Source organism: Micromonospora sp. NPDC000121 (assembly GCF_042899165.1).
Taxonomy (GTDB): Bacteria; Actinomycetota; Actinomycetes; order Mycobacteriales; family Micromonosporaceae; genus Micromonospora.
Genome location: NZ_JBIAZP010000005.1, coordinates 303387 through 322288 on the forward strand (window position 1 = coordinate 303387; position 18902 = coordinate 322288).

General features: G+C 72.6%; 15 protein-coding genes. 5 read left to right on the top strand and 10 right to left on the bottom strand.

Features of this window, described 5'->3' with window-relative positions; genetic code table 11:
* Positions 1–213 precede the first annotated feature (213 nt).
* Positions 214–3318: a DNRLRE domain-containing protein gene (locus tag ACFY23_RS17330; RefSeq protein WP_350680104.1), complete on the top strand. Its 3105-nt coding sequence runs from the start codon at positions 214–216 to the stop codon at positions 3316–3318.
* A gap of 157 nt (positions 3319–3475) precedes the next feature.
* On the opposite strand, the gene ACFY23_RS17335 is transcribed toward ACFY23_RS17330, so the two are convergent.
* Both ACFY23_RS17335 and ACFY23_RS17340 read right to left on the bottom strand, forming a co-directional pair.
* On the bottom strand, positions 3476–3982 hold the full coding sequence (locus ACFY23_RS17335) for a YcxB family protein (protein ID WP_350680135.1): 507 nt from the start codon (positions 3980–3982) through the stop codon (positions 3476–3478).
* Positions 3983–4031: 49 nt separating this feature from the next.
* Positions 4032–4577, bottom strand: a complete 546-nt coding sequence (locus ACFY23_RS17340) for a GNAT family N-acetyltransferase (protein WP_350680106.1) — start codon at positions 4575–4577, stop codon at positions 4032–4034.
* A 51-nt stretch (positions 4578–4628) separates the two neighbouring features.
* Between ACFY23_RS17340 and ACFY23_RS17345 the strand changes: the two genes are divergently transcribed.
* Entirely contained in the window at positions 4629–5468 is an 840-nt protein-coding gene (locus tag ACFY23_RS17345) for a YhjD/YihY/BrkB family envelope integrity protein (protein WP_350680108.1), read from the top strand.
* Between the two features lie 118 nt (positions 5469–5586).
* On the opposite strand, the gene ACFY23_RS17350 is transcribed toward ACFY23_RS17345, so the two are convergent.
* Positions 5587–7761 carry an MMPL family transporter gene (locus tag ACFY23_RS17350; RefSeq protein WP_350680109.1) on the bottom strand — a complete coding sequence of 725 codons (2175 nt, stop codon included), beginning with the start codon at positions 7759–7761 and terminating at the stop codon, positions 5587–5589.
* A 103-nt stretch (positions 7762–7864) separates the two neighbouring features.
* Here ACFY23_RS17350 and ACFY23_RS17355 point away from each other — a divergent pair, with 103 nt between their 5' ends.
* The gene (locus tag ACFY23_RS17355) at positions 7865–8602 is read left to right on the top strand and encodes a TetR/AcrR family transcriptional regulator (RefSeq protein WP_350680111.1); all 738 of its coding nucleotides are present in this window, start codon (positions 7865–7867) and stop codon (positions 8600–8602) included.
* A 34-nt stretch (positions 8603–8636) separates the two neighbouring features.
* Complete coding sequence (locus ACFY23_RS17360; protein WP_350680113.1) at positions 8637–10232, top strand: NAD(P)/FAD-dependent oxidoreductase; 1596 nt, start codon at positions 8637–8639, stop codon at positions 10230–10232.
* Here the strand turns inward: ACFY23_RS17360 and ACFY23_RS17365 are convergent.
* Together ACFY23_RS17365 and ACFY23_RS17370 are read right to left on the bottom strand one after the other, a co-directional pair.
* Positions 10213–10860 (bottom strand): TMEM175 family protein, encoded by a 648-nt coding sequence (locus tag ACFY23_RS17365; RefSeq protein ID WP_350680137.1) that lies wholly within the window; start codon positions 10858–10860, stop codon positions 10213–10215. The genes ACFY23_RS17360 and ACFY23_RS17365 overlap by 20 nt on opposite strands.
* Positions 10861–10972: 112 nt before the next feature.
* Positions 10973–12562 carry a Rieske 2Fe-2S domain-containing protein gene (locus ACFY23_RS17370; protein ID WP_350680115.1) on the bottom strand — a complete coding sequence of 530 codons (1590 nt, stop codon included), beginning with the start codon at positions 12560–12562 and terminating at the stop codon, positions 10973–10975.
* A gap of 268 nt (positions 12563–12830) precedes the next feature.
* On the opposite strand from ACFY23_RS17370, the gene ACFY23_RS17375 reads away from it, so the two are divergent.
* Positions 12831–13052, top strand: coding sequence for a DUF2631 domain-containing protein (locus ACFY23_RS17375; RefSeq protein WP_350680117.1), 222 nt, complete (start codon positions 12831–12833; stop codon positions 13050–13052).
* Between the two features lie 100 nt (positions 13053–13152).
* Here ACFY23_RS17375 and ACFY23_RS17380 read toward each other — a convergent pair whose 3' ends face one another.
* From ACFY23_RS17380 to pyrH, 5 genes are all read right to left on the bottom strand, one after another.
* Complete coding sequence (locus tag ACFY23_RS17380; protein ID WP_387036930.1) at positions 13153–14553, bottom strand: DivIVA domain-containing protein; 1401 nt, start codon at positions 14551–14553, stop codon at positions 13153–13155.
* 31 nt (positions 14554–14584) lie between these two features.
* The gene (gene rlmN, locus ACFY23_RS17385; protein ID WP_350680123.1) at positions 14585–15733 is read right to left on the bottom strand and encodes a 23S rRNA (adenine(2503)-C(2))-methyltransferase RlmN; all 1149 of its coding nucleotides are present in this window, start codon (positions 15731–15733) and stop codon (positions 14585–14587) included.
* Between the two features lie 104 nt (positions 15734–15837).
* A complete protein-coding gene (locus tag ACFY23_RS17390; protein ID WP_350680125.1) occupies positions 15838–17055 on the bottom strand; it encodes a phosphatidate cytidylyltransferase in 1218 nt (405 codons plus the stop codon).
* A 305-nt stretch (positions 17056–17360) separates the two neighbouring features.
* Positions 17361–17918 carry a ribosome recycling factor gene (gene frr / locus ACFY23_RS17395; RefSeq protein WP_091096739.1) on the bottom strand — a complete coding sequence of 186 codons (558 nt, stop codon included), beginning with the start codon at positions 17916–17918 and terminating at the stop codon, positions 17361–17363.
* A gap of 80 nt (positions 17919–17998) precedes the next feature.
* Positions 17999–18766, bottom strand: coding sequence for a UMP kinase (pyrH, locus tag ACFY23_RS17400; protein ID WP_350680127.1), 768 nt, complete (start codon positions 18764–18766; stop codon positions 17999–18001).
* Between the last annotated feature and the right edge of the window lie 136 nt (positions 18767–18902).

The following is an 18902-nucleotide window of genomic DNA, read 5'->3' on the forward strand; positions in this document are numbered from 1 at the left end:
TCCACACGGCCAAAACCGCCCCACAACATCGATTTCAGACGTAGCGCACAGTTAGCCCGGGCCGGACATCACGGATTCATAACTTTCCTGGGATGGACGAAAGGCCCCTGCGCCGTGCGATCGTGTGCCCGCGTTCTGCCCCACGGCCCGCCGGACGGGGCTGCTTTTCCGTGCCTTCCCCTGTCCGCCTGGCCTCACGGGAGTAGACCCGCTGTGACTGCGTCTCGCCTGCTCAGCCCGTTCGTGCGCACCCGCACGAGGCTTGCCCTCACCCTGGGCCTCCTGCTGGCCGCACTCGTCGCTGGTCTGCTGCCATGGTGGCCGGGGACCGACAAGCCCCGGACGGCCATCGCCGCCGTGCCGGCACCCGTCCCTCGGGACGAGGCAACCGCCGTGGCCGACGCCCGCCGCACGGGCAACGACGTGCTCGTGGAGACAGCCACGAGCGCAACCTCCCTCACCTGGGCGCTCCCGAGCGGGCAACTGCGCACCACGATCCACGCGACGCCCCAGCGGGCGAAGGACGCCACGGGCCGGTGGGTCGGTTTCGACAACACGCTGACGCGCGCTCGGGACACCGCTGGTGACCTCGACGTACGCCCGGTGAACACCCCCTACCCTGTGCGCTTCTCCGGCGGCGCCACCGCAGCCGGGAGTGCCGACGGCACCGGAACCGTCCTGGCGGAGGTGGACGTTGACGGCCACACCATCGCGTACACGTGGCCGGGTCCGCTGCCGGAGCCGGTGCTCGACGGGCCGCGCGCCCTCTACCCCGACGTTCTTCCCGGAGCGGACCTGCTCGTCGTCGCCCGGCAGGAGGGCGGCTTCGGCCAGCTGCTGATCGTCAAGAACCGGGCGGCCGACACGATCAGGGCCGTCAGCGCCGTGACCTACGGCCTGCGCTCCGCGACCCTCGTCTTCCGCCACGACGTGAGCACCGGCGGTGTCCGGGCCCTCGACCGGGTCAGCGGTGAGGAGATCAGCTCGATCCCCACCCCGTTCGCCTGGGACTCCGCCGGTCGGGATCCTGGAGCGCCGGACGCCGCTCCCCGCACCGCGGTGGCCACCGCCGCCGACGTGCTGTCGCTCTCCGGCCTCAGCGGCGCCGAGCCAGGCGCCCGCCAGGCCCGGATTCCCACCCGTCTCGGCGGCGACGGCACCGGCGACGCCCGCCTGCGCCTGGACGCCGCTGCCACCGGCCTGCTCACCGGCAAGGACGTGCGCTTCCCCGTCTTCCTCGACCCGACCCTCATCACCGGCAAGCAGGCCTGGGCGACCGTCTATTCGCAGCATCCCAACACCAACACCTGGAACGGCACCAACTTCAACTCCGGCACCACGGACGCCCGGGTGGGCTACGAGGAGCAGACGCCGCTGCGGGCGCGCTCCTTCTGGCGCATGGGCTACAGCAGCAGCCTCAAGGGCGCGACGGTCACCTCGGCCAGCTTCAAGGTGCTGAACAACCACTCGTGGAACTGCACGGCCCGTGAGATGCAACTCTGGCTCACCGACGCCATCTCCTCGGGCACCACCTGGAACAAGCAGCCGGTCTGGAGGACGTTGCAGCAGAAGCGGTCCTTCGCCTTCGGCTACGGCAGCAGTTGCAGCGACGACTACGTGAGCTTCGACGTGAAGAACGCGGCCCAGCAGGGTGCCACCGGCGGCTGGTCGAGCATCACGCTCGGCATGCAGGCCACCAGCGAGTCCGACACGCTGACCTGGCGCAAGTTCAAGGTCTCCTCGGCGGAGCTGAACGTGGTCTACAACCGGACGCCGAACGAGCCGACGAACGGCACCACGTCGCCGGGTGGCGCCTGCGTGCCCGGCCCCGGTGGCGGCGCCACGGTGGCCAAGACGAACATCGTCCTCTCGGCGAGCGCGACCGATCCCGACGGCAACCTGTCGGGTCTGCGTTTCCGCTTCTGGAAGAACGGCACGACCGCTCCTGCGGGCACCCTGGTCACCAGTCTGAGCAGCGGCAAGGGCAGCCTGACGATTCCCTCCACCAGTCTGGAGGACAAGGCCACCTACTCCTGGGATGTGCGCGCCGAGGACTCTGCGGGTGCCTCGTCCTCCTACTACCCGCCCGGCACCGAGCCCTGCCGCATCACCATCGACGCCTCTGCACCACCGGCGCCGGACGTCACCAGCGAGGTGTTCAAGCAGGCCACCCCCGACGGTGCTACCTGGTCGACGGTGAATTTCGGCGAGACCGGCCCCATCACGTTCACCGCCGCCGGCGCAGTCAGCTTCACCTACTCCTTCGAGAGTGTCGGCACCGTGCCGGTGTCGGCCACCGCCGGCACCGCCACCGTGCCCGACCTGAAGCCGCGGCACGCCGGCCCCACCACCCTGCACGTGTACGCCTACGACGCGGTCGGCAACCGGAGCGCCCGCACCGACTACTCCTTCTACGTGCCGCCGAGCGAGGTGGGCGACGCGCCCGGCGACACGAGCGGCGACGGGATCGCCGACCTGATCCTCGTCGACTCCTCGGGCAACCTGCGCAACTACGCCGGCGACGTGGGCGGCGAGCTGTACGGCTGGCTATCCGCCTCGTACAGCGGTGACCAGAAGCTGAACCCGACGGGGCACTGGTTCGACCTGGCCACCGGCAAGGCCGCCCTGATCACCAAGCACTCCGACGCCTACCCGGGTGACGGCGTAACCGATCTGTTCGCCCGCACCCCGGACGGCGGCTTCTGGCTCTACCCGGGTGACGGATACGGCAGCTTCAACGTGGAGAACCGGCTGCGGGTCCTGCTGCCGTCCGACGCGCCGAACCCGGCGACCTGGACGCAGATCAAGGCCGTCGGCGACATCACCGGCGACAAGCTCCCGGACCTGGTCCTGCGGGCCGGGCCCGCCTTCTGGACCCTGAGCGGTTACACAGGGGCGAGCTTCCAGCAGGCGACGTTGATGGAGGGCACCGCATGGGCCCGCCGGGAGGTCCTCAACGTGGCGGACGTGGACCTGGACGGCACGCCGGACCTGCTCTGGCGCAACCTGGACAACGGCAACATGTACGTCCGTCACGGGCTGCCGGGCTCGACCCCGGGCAGCGTGGACCTGAATTCACTCAAGCAGGCCGTCAACTCCCGAAACGGAGACGTCTCCTACGGGACGGCCTGGACGGAGGCGAACATGAGCGCGGTCGTCAGCATTCCGGATGTGAGCGGGGACGGGGTGCCCGATCTCTGGGCCCGGTCCGGGACGGACGGGATGATGCGGGTCTACCACCCCTTGAAGACCAACGTCGGAAATCCGGTGAAGGTCGTCCTGGGCGACGACTGGAGAGGCGTCAAGTCCTTCGGCTGACGCCGGCATCCGCCGAGCACGACGGGCCTGAACGATGTTCAGGCCCGTCGTCTGCTTCGCGATCGTCGGGCACGGGACCCGCCGGAACATCCGGGCGGAGTCACCGAGCCCGTCTGCCCCTTGCCCCGGCGTCCTGAGCGTCCGCTGGGAGCCTCCGTCACCTCGGGTCGGCGGGCCCGGCCAGCGCCGCCGGGTCGCCGGTGAGCAGCCCTCGCTCGCGCAGGAAGGCGAGCAGCCGCTCCCGGTCCGCCGCAGCCAGCCCGTCGACCGGCACCGGGAACACCTGGGCCCGGCCGATCCAGAACAGCAACTGACCGGGGATGGCCTCGACCCGCTCGATTGCCGCCCAGCTCAGCGTGCCATCGCTGACGGCGTTGACGCTCCGGACGCCCTCGTCGGTGAAGGTCCAGGTGATCGGAAGGCCGTGCATCTTCCAGTTGGCGCGGACCAGGGCGCGCAGCGTCAGCGGCGCGACCAGCACCAGGGCGACCGCGGCCAGCGCCCAGACGCCCGCCTTGATCAAATCCCCGGAGAGCAGCCCCACCAGCGCCGGCAGCAGGGCGATGAGCGGGCAGAGCCGGAACGGCAGCAGTGTCCGGCGGTAGGCCCGGCGCAGGCCGGCGGTGAGGCGGCGGCGGTCCGGCTGCGTCTCGAAAGTGATCATCACGGCGAAAGACGATACGGCGGGTCCCCCGGACCCGCCGCCTACCCCGTCAGGCGTCGACGTGGCGCACGAAGGTCTCCACCTCCTCGCCGCCGTACCAGTCGGTGCGGCGGCCGACGTGGGTCATGCCGAGCCGGCGGGCCACCGCCATCGACGCGTCGTTGCCGGGCGCCACGACCGCGTAGATCTCCCGGGTGCCGGCGGCGAACTCCCGCGCCACCACGGCCCGGGCCGCCTCGGTCGCGTAGCCGTGGCCCTGGGAGTCGGGGTGCAGGTGCCAGCCCACCTCGATGTCCTCGGTCGGCACGTCCTCGTCGCGCCCCGGCAGCGGCTTGAGCAGCACGGTGCCGGCCACCACGCCGGTGTCGCGGACCTCGATCGCCCAGGTGCCGTACCGGCCGCCGTGCCCCGCGTGCCGCTTGCGCCACAGCGCGAGCCGGTCGGCCGCCTGCGCCGGGTCGGTCAGCGGCAGGCCGGGGGCGTTCAGCCAGCGGGTGACCTCCGGTCGGGAGTAGAGGTCGAAGATCCGGGCCAGGTCGGCCGGGTCGGCGGTCCACTCCCGCACGACCAGGCGCTCGGTGGTGAGCACGGTCATGGCGAGTGATCGTAATGACTGACGCGGGGCGCGGCGGGGAACGAGAGCGCGATGGGTGGAGGCTGGCGGCGGGCGAGGCGGATCACCCGTGCCGCGTTCCGCCCGCTGCGCGGCCGGGACCTGTCGCTGCACGCCGCCGCCATCACCTTCTACGGTGCGATCGCCGTGGTGCCGGTGGCGCTGCTGGCGATCTGGCTGACCTCGCTGGTGGCGGGGGCCGGCCGGGTCCGCCGGCTCACGTCGTACGCCGTGGCGGCGCTGCCGGACGCGATCGGCGCGCCCCACGCGGTGGCCGCGCTGGTCGAGGCCGGGGTGGGGTTGACCCCGCTGCTGGCGTTGGCCTCGCTGCTGCCGGCGTCCCTGTACGGCGAGGGGCTGCGCCGGGCCTTCGTCTCGGTGGCCGGCGGGCGCGGCGACGAGTCCCTGGTGGGCTGGCGCGGTCGGCTGCTGCTGCTCCCCCTGCTCGCCCCGGCCCCGGCCCTGCTGCTGTCGATCCTGGTCGCGTTGCCGACGACGACCCGGCTGGTCCGTCAGGGTGGGTTGGCCGGCGCGCTGGGCGTGGTGCTGTCGTTCCTGGCGGTCTGGCTGGTGCTCACCCCGGTGCTGCTCTGGGTGTTCCGGGTGGTCGGCCCGGCGTCGCCGGACTGGCTCTCCGCGCTGGGCGTCGGCTCGTTCACCGCGGCGAACCTGTCCGGGTTCCTGCACGGCTTCGTGCTCTTCGCCTCGCTCCCGATCGACCTGGGCGTGCCGTTCGGCGGCTTCGACGAGATCGGGGCGGGGGTGGCCGTCCTGCTCTGGCTCTACCTCTTCCACGTGATCGTGCTCGCGGGCTACTCCGCCACGCTCGCCCTCTCCCGCTGGCGGGCGACCCACGCCCGGCCCGCGGCATGAGCGACCAGGAGGTGTTCGCCCGAGCTGTCGGAAGCGACGAAGCGGCCGACCGCCGGGAGCGACCAAAAGGTCCGCGTCGGACGCGGACCTCCTGGTCGGCTGTGGCCGGCGGGGCCGGTCAGTGGGTGAGGGCGGGTTCTCGGGGCGCCGGCTCCGGGTCGGCCGTCTCGCGGATGCCGTAGCGGCGGTAGACCCGGCCGAGCGGGCCGGGGGCCCACCAGTTCCAGCGGCCCAGCAGCCGCATGGCGGCCGGCACCAGCAGCGCCCGGACCAGCGTCGCGTCCACCACGATCGCCACGATCATGCCGATCCCGATGAGCTTGATGTACGCCATCGCACCGCTGGCGAAGCCGGCGACCACGATGATCAGCAGCAGCGCGGCGGCGGTGATGATCCGGCCGGTGTGCTGGAGCCCGGCGGCGACCGAGGCGGCGTTGTCCCCGCTGCGGTCCCACTCCTCGCGTACCCGGGAGAGCAGGAACACCTCGTAGTCGGTCGCCAGCCCGAAGAGGACGGCGAGCATGAGGATCGGGTTGCTGGGCTCGATGAACCCGGTCGGGGTGAAGCCGAGCAGGTCGGCGAAGTGACCGTCCTGGAAGATCCAGACCACCACGCCGAACGAGGCGCCGATCGACACCAGGTTCATCAGCACCGCCTTGACCGGCAGCACCACCGAGCCGAAGGCGAAGAAGAGCAGGACCAGGGTCGCGGCGGCCATCAGCAGGGCCATCCAGGGCAGCCGGTCGCCCAGGCTGTCCAGCAGGTCCCGGTCGGCTCCGGGCCGGCCGCCGACGAGCACCTCCGCGCCGGCCGGGGCGGGGAGGTCGCGCAGCGCCCGGACCACGTCCTGGGCGACGTCGCCGGTCGGCTCGCCGGGGTAGGTCACCGTCAGCAGCGTCGACGTGCCCCGGCTGGCCGCCACCTGCACGCCGGTCACGCCGGGCACGGCGGCCACCCGGTCGGCGAAGGGCCGCACCTGCGCCGGGGACGCCCCGGACACCAGCACGTCGATCGGCGCGACCGTGCCGCCGGGGAACTCCGCGGCGATCCGCTCGGAGACGACCCGGGACGCGGCGTCCGCCGGCAGCACCCGCTCGTCGAAGCCGCCGAAGGTGATCCGCAGGAACGGCGCGGCGAGCACCAGGAGCAGCAGGGTCACCCCGACCAGGTACCGCACCGGGCGGCGCATCACGCTCCGCGCGATCCGGGCCCAGGCGCCGCCCGTCTCCCCCGACGCCGGCCGCCCGGCCCGCGCCCCCCGCCGCCACGGCAGCGGTACGCGCAGCGCGTCGATCCGGTGGCCGAGCACCGCGAGCAGGGCCGGCAGCACGGTCAGCGCCGCCAGCATGGCGACCAGCACGGCGGCCATCCCGCCGAGCCCCATCGAGCGCAGGAACGCCTGCGGGAAGATCAGCAGACTGGCCATGGCGAGCGCGACGGTGAGGCCGGAGACCAGCACGGTGCGGCCGGCGGTGGTCATGGTGCGGCGGATCGCGGCGGGCGTGTCGTGGCCGGCGGCCAGTTCCTCGCGGAACCGGCTGACCACGAAGAGCGCGTAGTCGACCGCCATTCCCAGGCCGATCAGGGTGATGACGTTGATGGCGAAGATCGACACGTCGGTGACCATGTTGACCAGCCGGACGGCGACGAACGCGCCGAGGATGGACAGCCCGCCGATCAGCAGCGGGGTGGACGCGGCCACCAGGCCGCCGAAGATGAGCACGAGCAGCACCAGCAGCACCGGCATGGAGAAGATCTCCGCACGGGTGATGTCCTCGGTGGTCTGTCGGTTCGCCTCGTGCTGGAACGCCACCGCGCCGCCGACCTCGGTCCGTACGCCGGGCGCCGTCAGGGCCGGCCGCAGGTCCTCGTACGCGGCGGTCTTGGCGTCCTCGTCGGCGGCCCGGAGCTGGACCAGCGCGTAGGTGGCGCGGCGGTCGTTCGACAGCAGCGTGGGGGCCTGGGTGTCGTACCAGGTGACGACGCTGGTGACCTCGGGGCGCTGGCGCAGGCCGGTGACCGTGGCCGTGACCGGGTCGCGGAAGGCCGGCTGCTCGACGGTCGCCCCGTCGCTGGTCCAGAGCACGACCAGGTCCGCGCCCTGCGGCCCCAGCTCGGCGGTGATCCGCTCGGCGGCGCGGCTCGACTCGCTCGCCGGGTCGTCGTAGCCGCCGCCGGTCAACTGCCCGAAGACCCCGGCCCCCCAGGTCGCCCCGAGCACGACCACGCCCAGGGCGGCGGCCAGCACCGCCCAGCGCAGCCGCACCACCGCATGTCCCCACCAGGCGAACATTCGCCTCCCCCTCCGTCGACGGCTAAGCTGTAACCATCGCTCATTGAAGTGAACGCCGTTAACTATGACAACGGCGTTCTCTTTGGTCAAGGGGGTTAGCCGGATGACCGCACCGTCCCGACGCGAACGCCTGCGCACGGCGACCCTCACCGAGATCAAGGACGGGGCACGGCGGCTGTTGGTGACCGGCGGGGTCGAGGCGATCTCGCTGCGGGCCATCGCCCGGGAGATGGGCATGACGGCGCCGGCCATCTACCGCTACTTCCCCAGCCTGGAGGCGCTGGTCGCGGCCCTCGCCGGCGACATCTACGACGAGCTGCGGCTGCGGCTGGAGGCGGCCCGGGACGACGCCGGGGCCGAGCCCCTCGACCAACTGCTGGCCATGGGCCGCGAGTTCCGCTCCTGGTCGGTGGCGCACCCCGCCGAGTTCGGGCTGATGTTCGGCGCCCCGGTCCCCGGGCTGGACGCCTTCGTCGGCGACTGCGCCGACCCCGACCATCCGGGCGCCCAGTTCGGCGCGCTCTTCGTGCAGCCGATCACCGACCTCTGGCGCCGGGCCCCCTTCCCCACCCCGCCCGCCGAGCTGCTCCGGCAGCGCCTGGGCGGGCGGTTGGAGCCGCTGCGGCTCAGCCACGGCGAGGTGCCGATCGAGGTCGCGTACGCCTTCCTCTCCGGCTGGACCCGGCTCTACGGGCTGGTCGCCATGGAGGTCTTCGGCCAGCTCGCCTGGGCCGTCACCGAGGCCGAGGCGCTGTTCGAGCTGGAGCTGGCCACGATCATCGCCCAACTGGGCGGCGGACGACCCGGCGACGCATCCGCCCAGCCCCCGGCGAAGGGCTGACCGGCGGGGCCGGCGGGCACTAGGCTCCCCCGGCATGAGGGACGAGCTGCCGACCCGGGCCGACGTGGTGATCGTCGGGTCCGGGCACAACGGTCTGGTGTCCGCGATCCTGCTCGCCCGCGCCGGGCTCGACGTGCTGGTGCTGGAGGCGGCCGACGTGATCGGCGGGGCCACCCGGACGGAGAACCCGTTCCCGAAGGTGCCCGGGCTGCGCCACTCCACCGGCTCCTACCTGCTCGGGCTGATGCCGCCGGAGCTGCTCGCCACGCTGGGCGTGCGCATCCCGGTGCTGCGCCGCGACCCGCACTACTTCCTGCCCACCCCGGGCCCGAAGGGGTCCCCGTACCTGCTGTTCGGCAGCGACACCGCGGCCACCCGGGCGCAGCTCGCGGAGTTCTTCTCCCCCGCCGACATGGCCGCCGACGACGCCCTCCAGGCCGAGCTGGCCGCCCTGCGCGCCGACCTCGCGCCGGTCTGGCTGGCCGACCCGCTGCCGGTCGAGGAGACCGCCGAGCGGTACGTCCGCCCGGCGCTGCGGCAGGTCTTCGTCGACCTGGTCCGCGGCTCGGTCGCCGACCATCTCGCCCGCTTCGACTTCCGCTCCGAGCTGCTGATCAGCATGTACGCGGTAACCGACGGCCTGTCCGGGCTGAACGCCGGCCCCGACGACCCCGGCACCGGCCACAACTTCCTCGTGCACAACATGTGCCGGCTGCCCGGCTCGGACGGCACCTGGATGATCGCCGAGGGCGGCATGGGCACGGTGTCCCGCACCTTCGCCGACGCCGCCCGGGCCGCGGGCGCGACGATCCTGACGGGCACGCCGGTCAGCGCGATCACCCTGGCCGGTGGTGCGGCCAGCGGGGTGGTCCTGGCCGACGGGCGGGAGGTGGGCGCCCGGGTGGTGCTCGGCGCGTGTGACCCGTACCGGCTGATGGACCTGCTGCCCGACGGCGCGCTCCCGGCGCCGCTGGCCGACCGGATGGCGGCGGTCCGCCGCCCCGGCACCACCCTCAAGCTCAACCTGGCGCTGACCGGCCTGCCCCGTTTCTCCTGCCTGCCGGCGGACGCGCCCAGCCCGTTCGGGTCGACAATCCATCTGCTGCCCGGCTCGACGTCGCTGATCGGCGGTGGCGGCGAGTCGCCGATGGCGGCGCTGCGCGCGATGTGGGCGGACGTCCAGGCGGGCCGGCTGCCCGAGGAACCGACGATCGAGTGGTACCTGCACACCACCGTCGACCCGTCGCTGTCGGACGGGCGGGGGCACCACTCCTCGGCGCTCTTCGTCCAGTCGGTGCCCTACGAGCTTGCCGGCATCACCTGGGACGAGGCGCTGCCCGGGTACGTCGAGCGGCTGGTCGAAATCTGCGAGCGGTACGCCCCCGGCACGGCCGACCTGATCGCCGACGCGGTGCCGCTGCCCCCGCCCGGGATCGAGGCGCACTTCGGCATCACCGGCGGGCACATCCACCACGTCGACAACACCGTCTCGTTCACCGACCGGATGCCGTACGCCACCGGCGTCGACGGCGTCTACGCCGGCAGCGCCGGCTGCCACCCCGCCGGCAGCGTCATCGGTGCCGCCGGCCACAACGCCGCCCGCCGCATCCTCACCGACCTCGGCCGCTGACCGCACCGCCGGCCTCGGCGGGGGGCAGGTCGCCGGGGCGGCGGATGAGGGAGAGACCGAGAAGCAGCAGGTAGAGAACGAGGCTGAGAATCGGGTCGACGAAGACGAAGGCGAAGGCGATCAAATAGAGCAGTGGGCGCAGCAGCAGTCGCCGCGAGACCGCCCGGGCCAGCCCGGGGTCCAGGTCGGGGTGGAGCAGCCCGCGCCGCCGCGCCCACCACCAGCTCAGGTTGAAGAAGATCGACTCGCCGAGCACGGTGCCGAAGTAGAGGGCGGCGGTCAGCCGCTGCTCGGCCGGCCTGCCGCGCAGGTTGTCCGACAGCAGGTCGGCGGTGAACGGGATCGCGGCCACGAAGAGCAGCACGAGCAGGTTGAAGACCAGCAGCAGCTGGTCGACCCGGACCACGTACCGCCACATGTTGTGGTGGCCGAGCCAGATCTGGCCGGCGATGCCGAAGGTGATCACGTACGCCAGGTAGGACGGCCAGGCGTTGGCGAGGGCGTCGGGAAGCTCCCTCCCGCCGGCCCTCGCCGGGCCGTTCTGAAGCAGCTCGACGGCCATCACCGTCAGCACGACCGCGAAGATGCCGTCGCTGAACGTCTCCACCCGGGAGGCGTCCCGGGCCATCTCCCGGTCGCGCCGGTACCGGTACCCGCTCTTCCCCGCCCCCTCGGCCACGCCGCCCCCTCTCCGACCTGATGGTCACCCGGCGGGGGCGGCGGGCGCGGGGAAACGGCCGTTAGCTGGCCGCCTCACCCGCCGGGGCGGGAGTCTGCTCGTCGACGCGGTGGGCGCGGATCTTGTGCCCGACGCTGGTCAGGCACCGGCCGCTGGCCAGGTCGAACCTCCAGCCGTGCAGCTGGCAGGTGAGCTGGTCCCCGTCGACGATGCCGAACCGGGTCAGGTCCGCCTTGAGGTGGGGGCAGCGCCGCTGCACCACCCAGTCGCCGAGGGTGATGTCCTCGGCGTCGCTGGTCCGCTCGTGCTCGTCGTACCAGCCCTCGGCGTACTGGAGCCGCTCGGTGGAGAGGCACTTGAAGAACGCGTAGACGAACTCGTTGTACTGGCCGATGCGGGCCGCCGAGAAGCGGCAGGAGAGGAAGAGCGAGTTGACCCAGTCCACCTCGCCGATGTGCAGCAGGTGCTCGAGCAGCGCCCGCTCGGTGCGGAACCGGTAGCGGACCTTCTCGTCGGCGTACGGCCGGACCTGCTTGCCCGGGAAGTCCACCACGATCGACTCAATCGTCTCGCCGCCTGAGTCGTCGGTGCCCACGAGGTCGAAGCGGACCGGGCCGCCGACGCCCTTGGCCAGGTAGATCGACTCCTCCAGCAGCGGCTCGATCCGGCGCTGCATCTCCTTGAGCACGTCCACCTCGGGGTGCCGCCAGGACGCCTTCTCCGCCTCGATGACCGGCCGCTTGCGCTCCCGCATCTCCTCCAGGTGCGCGACCTTGTTCGCGAAGAACTCCTCCACCGGCACCGGGTGGCTGGTCTCGCAGGTCTCCGTGGTGATCTCGGCGACGCTGCCCGGCAGCAGCACCACGCCGTTGGTGCCGCCGACCTTCGCGTACTCGCTGAGGAAGACCGACTGGTCGGGGAAGATGTTGCCCTCGTCGCCGTGGATGTCGTTGAACTGCCACAGCTCGTCGTCGAGGAAGCACGGCGGGCCGGCGATCGGGAAGACGTGGTCGGCCTTCAGGTCGTCGATGTAACGCCACGTCCGGTCGAACTGCCGGTCACGCTTCTGCTTGCCGAACGCGGTCTTGGCCGCCTGCGGCAGCTCGTAGACCATCGGGTACCAGATCGCGCCGGAGAACTGAAGCATGTGCGCGTGCACGTGGCCCAGCTCGGCGAAGACGCTCAGGTCGGTGGGGCGGGCGTCGTTCTGGTTGAGCAGCCGCACCCCGTCGTACTCCACCCACAGCGACGAGTCGCCGATCGGGCCGTCGGTCGGGCTGGTCAGCGCCTGGATCATGATCTTCAGGCCGCCGTCCAGCTCGACGACCTGCTCGTTCGGCGCCTTCAGGAACTTCGTGAAGCCCAGCTCCCGCAGCTCGTCCTCCATCTCGGAGGTGGGGAACGCGGGCAGCAGCACGGTGGCCGACTTCGACACGAAACGCTTCAGGTGCGCCGCGTCGAAGTGGTCCCGGTGCAGGTGGGAGACGTAGAGGTAGTCGACGTCGCCGAGGGTCTCCCAGTCGAGCAGGGAATTGTCCGGAAACGGGAACCACGACGCGAAATAGGCCGGGTTGACCCACGGGTCGCACAGGATGCTGCCCGCGGCCGTGTCGATCCGCATGCTGGCGTGTCCCGTACCGGTCACTCGCACCGCAGTTCCCCCTCGAAGACAAACAAAGGTGTACGTCCGAAACGCTACCGGAGGGAGTCTGGCGACCGACCCGCGACGCCGGTAGTGCCGTTGCGCCCGGCCCCGCCGGGACCTTGGACCCACCCGGCCGTACGCGTGCGCCGTTTCGGCCGGCGCCCGGCTGGCGGCGCGGATCGTGCGGTCCGCCCCATCCGGTCGGACCCAGCGCCGAGCCTGGCACGGGGCGTGCCAGACTAACCGGAGATCCGATCGCGAGGAAGGACCGACAGTGGCAGGAAGCGAGCCGGTAACGTCGCCAGACCAGCACAAGCCGGGGCACCGCAAGTCCGGGCGGATCGGCGCGGTGCTCTCCGCGCTGGCGCTGCTGGCGATGCTCTGCGGCAACCACGAGGGCAGGGTCGAGGACATCTGGCTGATCGGCCTGGCCGTGCTGCTGCTGGTCATCGTCATCGGCGACACCGTGCTGCGGCGCAACGGCCTGCGGTCCTGACCGCACCCCCGTCAGCCGGCGTCGAGCCGGTCCGCGCGCCGGAGACGACACGCACGAGGGCCCGCCCCCGACCGGGGAGCGGGCCCTCGTCGTACGCGGGTCAGCGGCGGAACAGGATGTCCTGCACGTCCTTGAGCGCGGCGTCGACCTCGGCCTCGAAGTAGCCGCCGGGCACCAGCCCGAAGCGCAGCGTGTCCAGTTCCTTCGGGTTCACCGGCATCGGGTTGCGCCCCTGCATGCCGCCGAGCAGGGTCTCGAAGAACCGGTCGACCTGGTCCGGGTCGTACCCGCTGCCGAACCGGCGCACCTGGAAGCTGCGGCGGATCTCGTCGACGCGGTGGAGGTCGCTGCCGGGCGGGCCGGCCATGGGCGGACCGGCCATCGGCGGCGGGCCGCCGACCGGAGGGCCACCCACCGGCGGGCCACCCACCGGCGGGCCACCGAAGCCCTGCTGCGGGGGCGGCCCGGCCGGGCCCCGGCCCCGCAGCTCGCGCAACTCCCGCTCGGGCATCCGGATCTCGGCCGTCATGTCGGCGCGCCCGCGCCGGCCGGCCTCGAAGCCGTCGAAGCGCGGCTCGTCCCCGTAGCCGCCGGGGCCGTCGCCGTAGCCACCCGGCCCGTCGCCGTAGCCACCCGGCCCGTCGCCGTAGCCACCCGGCCCGTCGCCGTAGCCACCCGGCCCGTCGCCGTAACTAGGGCTGTCGCCGTAACCAGGGCCGTCGCCGTAACCACCAGGGCCGTCGCCATAGCCGCCGGGACCGGCGGGCAGGCCGCGCGGTGGCGGGCCGCCGTGGCCCCTCGGCGCGCCCGGACCCATCGGGCCGGGGCCGCCCGGGCCGCGGGGCGGCTCGTAGCCACCCCGGGGGCCGTCGTAGCCACCGGCGAAGGCGCCGGTCGGCTCGTCGTAGCGGCCGTAGCGGTCGTCGGGCGGGCCGGCCTGGGCGGGCATCGGCCGGGGCGGCATCGGCTGCGGGCCGGGAGACATGCCGCGGTCGTCGCGCATCGGAGGGCCCATCCGGTCCGGCGGGCCCATCGGATCCGGGGGACCCATCCGATCCGGCGGACCCATCCGATCCGGCGGACCCATCCGATCCGGCGGACCCATCCGATCCGGCGGACCCATCCGATCCGGCGGACCCATCCGATCCGGCGGGCCGAGGCGATCCGGCGGACCCATCCGATCCGGGGGGCCCAGGCGGTCCGGCGGGCCCAGGCGGTCGGCAGCCCGGGGGTCGCCGCCGCGGCCACCGACGCCGCCGCGCTCCTCCAACTCGGCCAGCTGCCGCTCGACCCGGTCCAGGTGCAGGTCGACCTGCCACTCGTCGTAGCCGTTGAAGCGGACCCGGAAGACGACGTCGTGGACCTCCTGGGAGGCCACGGGGGCGCCGACCGGCTGACCGGCGAGCGTCGCCTCGACCCGGTCCAGGAAGGCGTCGACCTCGTCGACCTTGTATCCCCGGCGGAGCGCCTTACGCCGGAAACGCTGACCCTGACTCGCCACTATGTCTCCTGGTCTCGTTCGCTACGCCCGGTCACGCAGTCTTCCCCGTCCGGTCGGTCTCCCTGTTGTCGACGGCGGCGGCGAGCTGCCCACACGCTCCGTCGATCTCGCGACCCCGGGTGTCCCGCACCGTCGTCGACACCCCGGCCTCGCGCAACCGCCGGACGAACTCCCGCTCGACCGGCTTCGGGCTGGCGTCCCACCGGCTGCCCGGAGTCGGATTGAGCGGGATGAGGTTCACGTGGGCCAGCTTCCCGGCCAGCAACCGCCCGAGCAGATCGGCTCTCCACGGCTGGTCGTTCACGTCCTTGATCATGGCGTACTCGATCGACACGCGGCGCCCCGTCGTCGCCGCGTAGTCCCACGCTGCGTCCAGCACCTCGGACACCTTCCAGCGCTGGTTGACCGGGACGAGTTCGTCGCGCAGCTCATCATCGGGGGCGTGCAGCGACAGCGCAAGGGTCACCGAGAGGTCTTCGCTGGCCAGCCGGCGGATGGCCGGCACCAGACCGACGGTGGAGACGGTGATGTGGCGCTGCGACAGCCCCAGCCCCTCCGGCGCCGGGGCGATCAAGCGGCGGATCGCCGCGATCACCCGCGAGTAGTTGGCCAGCGGCTCGCCCATGCCCATGAAGACGACGTGCGACAGCCGGGGCGGCGAGCCCGCAACCGCGCCGGAGGCGGCCACGCCGGCCAGGTAGACCGCCTGGTCGACGATCTCGGCGGTGGACAGGTTGCGGGTCAGCCCGGCCTGGCCGGTGGCGCAGAACGGGCAGGCCATGCCGCAGCCGGCCTGGCTGGAGATGCAGACGGTGACCCGGTCCGGGTAGCCCATCAGCACGCTCTCCACCAGCGAGCCGTCGTGCAGCCGCCAGAGGGCCTTGCGGGTCGCGCCGTCGTCGCAGGCGAGCTCACGGACCGGGGTGAGCAGGCGCGGCAGGAGCTGGTCGGCGAGCTTCTCCCGGGTGGCGGCCGGCAGGTCGGTCATCCGCTCCGGGTCGCGCACCAGGCGACCGAAGTAGTGGGTGGAGACCTGCTTGGCGCGGAACGCCGGCTCCCCCAGCTCGGCGACCAGCGCGCGGCGGCCGGCGAGGTCGAGGTCCGCGAGGTGACGGGGAGGCATCGAGGGCCGGCGCCCGGGGGCGTCGGGGTCTGCGGGGATCAGGGGCAGGCTCGTCATGGCGGGTCCAGTCTGTCACGCCGGACGGCCGACGCACCTGTCCGGAGGTGCCGAATCGGCCCCCACCGCCCGGCCGGGGCCGGCGACGCCGGGTGATTCACGCCTCACTCCAGCACCGGGACGAAGACCGCCAGCAACAGGTACGCGGTCGGCAGCGCGAAGAGGATCGAGTCGAGCCGGTCCATCAGGCCGCCGTGCCCGGGGAGCAGGTTGCTCATGTCCTTGACCCCGAGGTCCCGCTTGATCATGGATTCGGCGAGGTCGCCGAGGACGGCCGCGCCGGAGACCGCCAGCCCGAAGAGCGCGCCCCACCACGGAGCCACGTCGAAGAGCAGCCAGATCAGCAGGGCGCTGCCGGCCGCCGCGGCGGTGACCGAGCCGGCGAAGCCCTCCCAGGACTTCTTCGGGCTCACCGAGGGGGCCATCGGGTGCTTGCCGAAGCTGACGCCGGCGGCGTACCCGCCGGTGTCGGAGAGCACCACCGCGACCAGGGTCACCAGCACCCGCAGGGGGCCGTCGTCCGGCGCCGCCGCCAGCAGCGCGGCGAACCCGCCGAGGAACGGCACGTACACGGCGATCAGGGTGGCGGCGGTCAGGTCGCGCTGGAAGCCGCGCGGCCCGTCGCCGAGCCGCCACACCATCGTTCCCAGCACGGTGACCAGCAGGCCGAGGCTGAGCGCGTCGGGACCGGCGAACCAGGCAAGCCCGACGGTGAGCACCCCGCCCGCGATGAGCGGCACCAGCGGCGGATGGGCGCCGCTGCGGCGCACCGCCCGGGCCATCTCCCAACTGCCGACCGCGACCGCGCCGGCCACCACCAGCAGGAAGGCGGGCGGGTAGAAGAACAGCGGGACCACGATCAGGGCGCCGAGGGCCACGCCGACCGCGATGGCGGCCGGCAGGTTACGCCCGGCCCGGCTCGCCGCGGGCTGCTGGGTCGGGGGCCGGTCCGCGCTGGCCCGGCGTCGGCCGCGCTGCCGCCGGCCCGGGGCCCGCGCGGGCTCCGACTCCGGCTCCGGCTCGGCGTCCCGCACCGGTTCCAGTTGGGCCGTCGGGTAGTCGGCGTCGTCCGGGTGGCGACCGTTCATCCCGGCCGGGCGGTCGTACGGGGCGCCGTCCGGACTCCGCGGCTCGGAGTGGGCGTCGACCTGCGGGCGGGGGTGGGTGTGCGGCTCGGCGTACATGTCAGGGGCGACGCCGGGCCGGCCGTGCCACTGGCCGGGCTCCATCTCGGGCTCCGGCCACGGCAGGGCGGGGGCGGGGCGGTCGGGGCGGTCCCAGCCGCGGGGCTCGGCGCTGCCGTAGGGGTCGAGGTGGGACATCACGCACCGAACGGGCCCGGCACGAGATCCACCGCATGACGCACAACCACAACCATTCCCCTACCCGCGCGACTGTTCCGTCCGATTGGCCGCCCGACGGCCGGCCGATCCCCACCGTTCACCGCAGGGTGGCCGGGAATCGTGCCGAGCCTACTGCACCCACCGCCTCCCCACGCCGGACCGTGCCCCGCTCCCGTTCCCGGGCGGCGGGCGCAACGACGGTGGCACCGGACCCCGTCACCCGGATGCGGGCGGCGGTGCCGGTGCCACGGTGTCGTCGTCGCGGTGGTGGCCGACGTACGGCCTCAGACCTCGAGGAGCTCGTTCTCCTTGTGCTTCACCAGCTCGTCGACGGCGGCGACGTAGCGCTGGGTCAGGTCGTCGAGCTCCTTCTCCGCGCGCCGGCCGTCGTCCTCGCCGACCTCGCCGTCCTTGACGAGCCGGTCGAGCTCCTCCTTGCCCTTGCGGCGGATGTTGCGGATGGCCACCTTGGCCTCCTCACCCTTGTGCCGGGCGACCTTGATCATGTCGCGGCGGCGCTCCTCGGTCATCTGCGGGAGCAGGATGCGGAGCTGGTTGCCCTCGTTGTTCGGGTTCGCGCCGAGGTCGGAGTCGCGGATCGCCTTCTCCATGGCGTTGATCTGCGAGTTGTCGTACGGCTTGATGATCACCATGCGCGGCTCGGGCACGCCGATGGACGCCATCTGGGGCAGCGGCGTCGGGCTGCCGTAGTAGTCGATGATGATCTTGGAGAACATGGCGGCGTTGGCGCGACCGGTGCGGATCGCGCCGAACTCCTCCTTGGCGTGCTCGATGGCACGCTCCATCTTCTCCTCGGCCTCGAGGAGGGTGTCGTCGATCACCGGTCTCCTCGCCTCCTTCTGTGCTCGTCGTGGCTTGTCGTGTCGGAGGAACCGCTGAGGGCGGTCGGTCGCGCGACCGCTCAGGCGGTGATCAGGGTGCCGATCTTTTCGCCACCCACGGCCCGGATGATGGTGTCGTCGCCCTGCGCGCCGAAGACCAGCATCGGCAGGCCGTTCTCCATGCACAGGCTGAACGCGGCGGCGTCCGCGACCCGCAGGTTGCGGCGCAGCACCTCGGAGAAGGTGATCGAGTCGAACTTGCTGGCGGTCGGGTCGACCCGCGGGTCGGCGGTGTAGACGCCGTCCACGCCGTTCTTGCTCATCAGCACCACGTCGGCGCGGATCTCCAGGGCACGCTGGGCGGCCACCGTGTCGGTGGAGAAGTACGGCATGCCGGCGCCCGCGCCGAAGATCACCACGCGTCCCTTCTCCAGGTGCCGGATGGCGCGCAGCGGGATGTAGGGCTCGGCGACCTGGGCCATCGTGATCGCGCTCTGCACGCGCGTCTCGACGCCCTCCTTTTCCAGGAAGTCCTGCAGCGCGAGGCAGTTCATCACGGTGCCGAGCATGCCCATGTAGTCGGCCCGGGCCCGGTCCATGCCGCGCTTCTGCAGCTCGGCGCCCCGGAAGAAGTTGCCACCGCCGACCACCACCGAGACCTGCACACCGCGGCGCACCACGGTGGCGATCTGCCGGGCGACGGCCTGCACCACGTCCGGGTCCACGCCGACAGCGCCCCCGCCGAACACCTCGCCGGAGAGCTTCAGCACCACCCGCCGGGCCCGGCCGGGGGGTGGTGCCGTCGGATCGTCCGCCGCCAGACTCCGGTCACTCACAACCTGCGTCATCCGCCCCGCCCTTCCCCATGCGCACGTCCTGTACGCCGCGTACCGCGAAACTGCCGTAGCCGACCCTATGTGACAAGGAGGCCGCGGTGCCTGTCACGTACACCGGCGGCCTCCTCGTCGACGTTTTACCCTTCCC

Coding starts and splice junctions, on each gene's coding strand:
- ACFY23_RS17335 (WP_350680135.1), bottom strand. CDS start 3,982: ATGATCACTTTCGAGACGCAGCCGGACCGCCGCCGCCTCACCGCCGGC.
- ACFY23_RS17340 (WP_350680106.1), bottom strand. CDS start 4,577: ATGACCGTGCTCACCACCGAGCGCCTGGTCGTGCGGGAGTGGACCGCC.
- ACFY23_RS17345 (WP_350680108.1), top strand. CDS start 4,629: ATGGGTGGAGGCTGGCGGCGGGCGAGGCGGATCACCCGTGCCGCGTTC.
- ACFY23_RS17350 (WP_350680109.1), bottom strand. CDS start 7,761: ATGTTCGCCTGGTGGGGACATGCGGTGGTGCGGCTGCGCTGGGCGGTG.
- ACFY23_RS17355 (WP_350680111.1), top strand. CDS start 7,865: ATGACCGCACCGTCCCGACGCGAACGCCTGCGCACGGCGACCCTCACC.
- ACFY23_RS17360 (WP_350680113.1), top strand. CDS start 8,637: ATGAGGGACGAGCTGCCGACCCGGGCCGACGTGGTGATCGTCGGGTCC.
- ACFY23_RS17365 (WP_350680137.1), bottom strand. CDS start 10,860: ATGGCCCGGGACGCCTCCCGGGTGGAGACGTTCAGCGACGGCATCTTC.
- rlmN (WP_350680123.1), bottom strand. CDS start 15,733: ATGACGAGCCTGCCCCTGATCCCCGCAGACCCCGACGCCCCCGGGCGC.
- ACFY23_RS17390 (WP_350680125.1), bottom strand. CDS start 17,055: ATGTCCCACCTCGACCCCTACGGCAGCGCCGAGCCCCGCGGCTGGGAC.
- pyrH (WP_350680127.1), bottom strand. CDS start 18,766: ATGACGCAGGTTGTGAGTGACCGGAGTCTGGCGGCGGACGATCCGACG.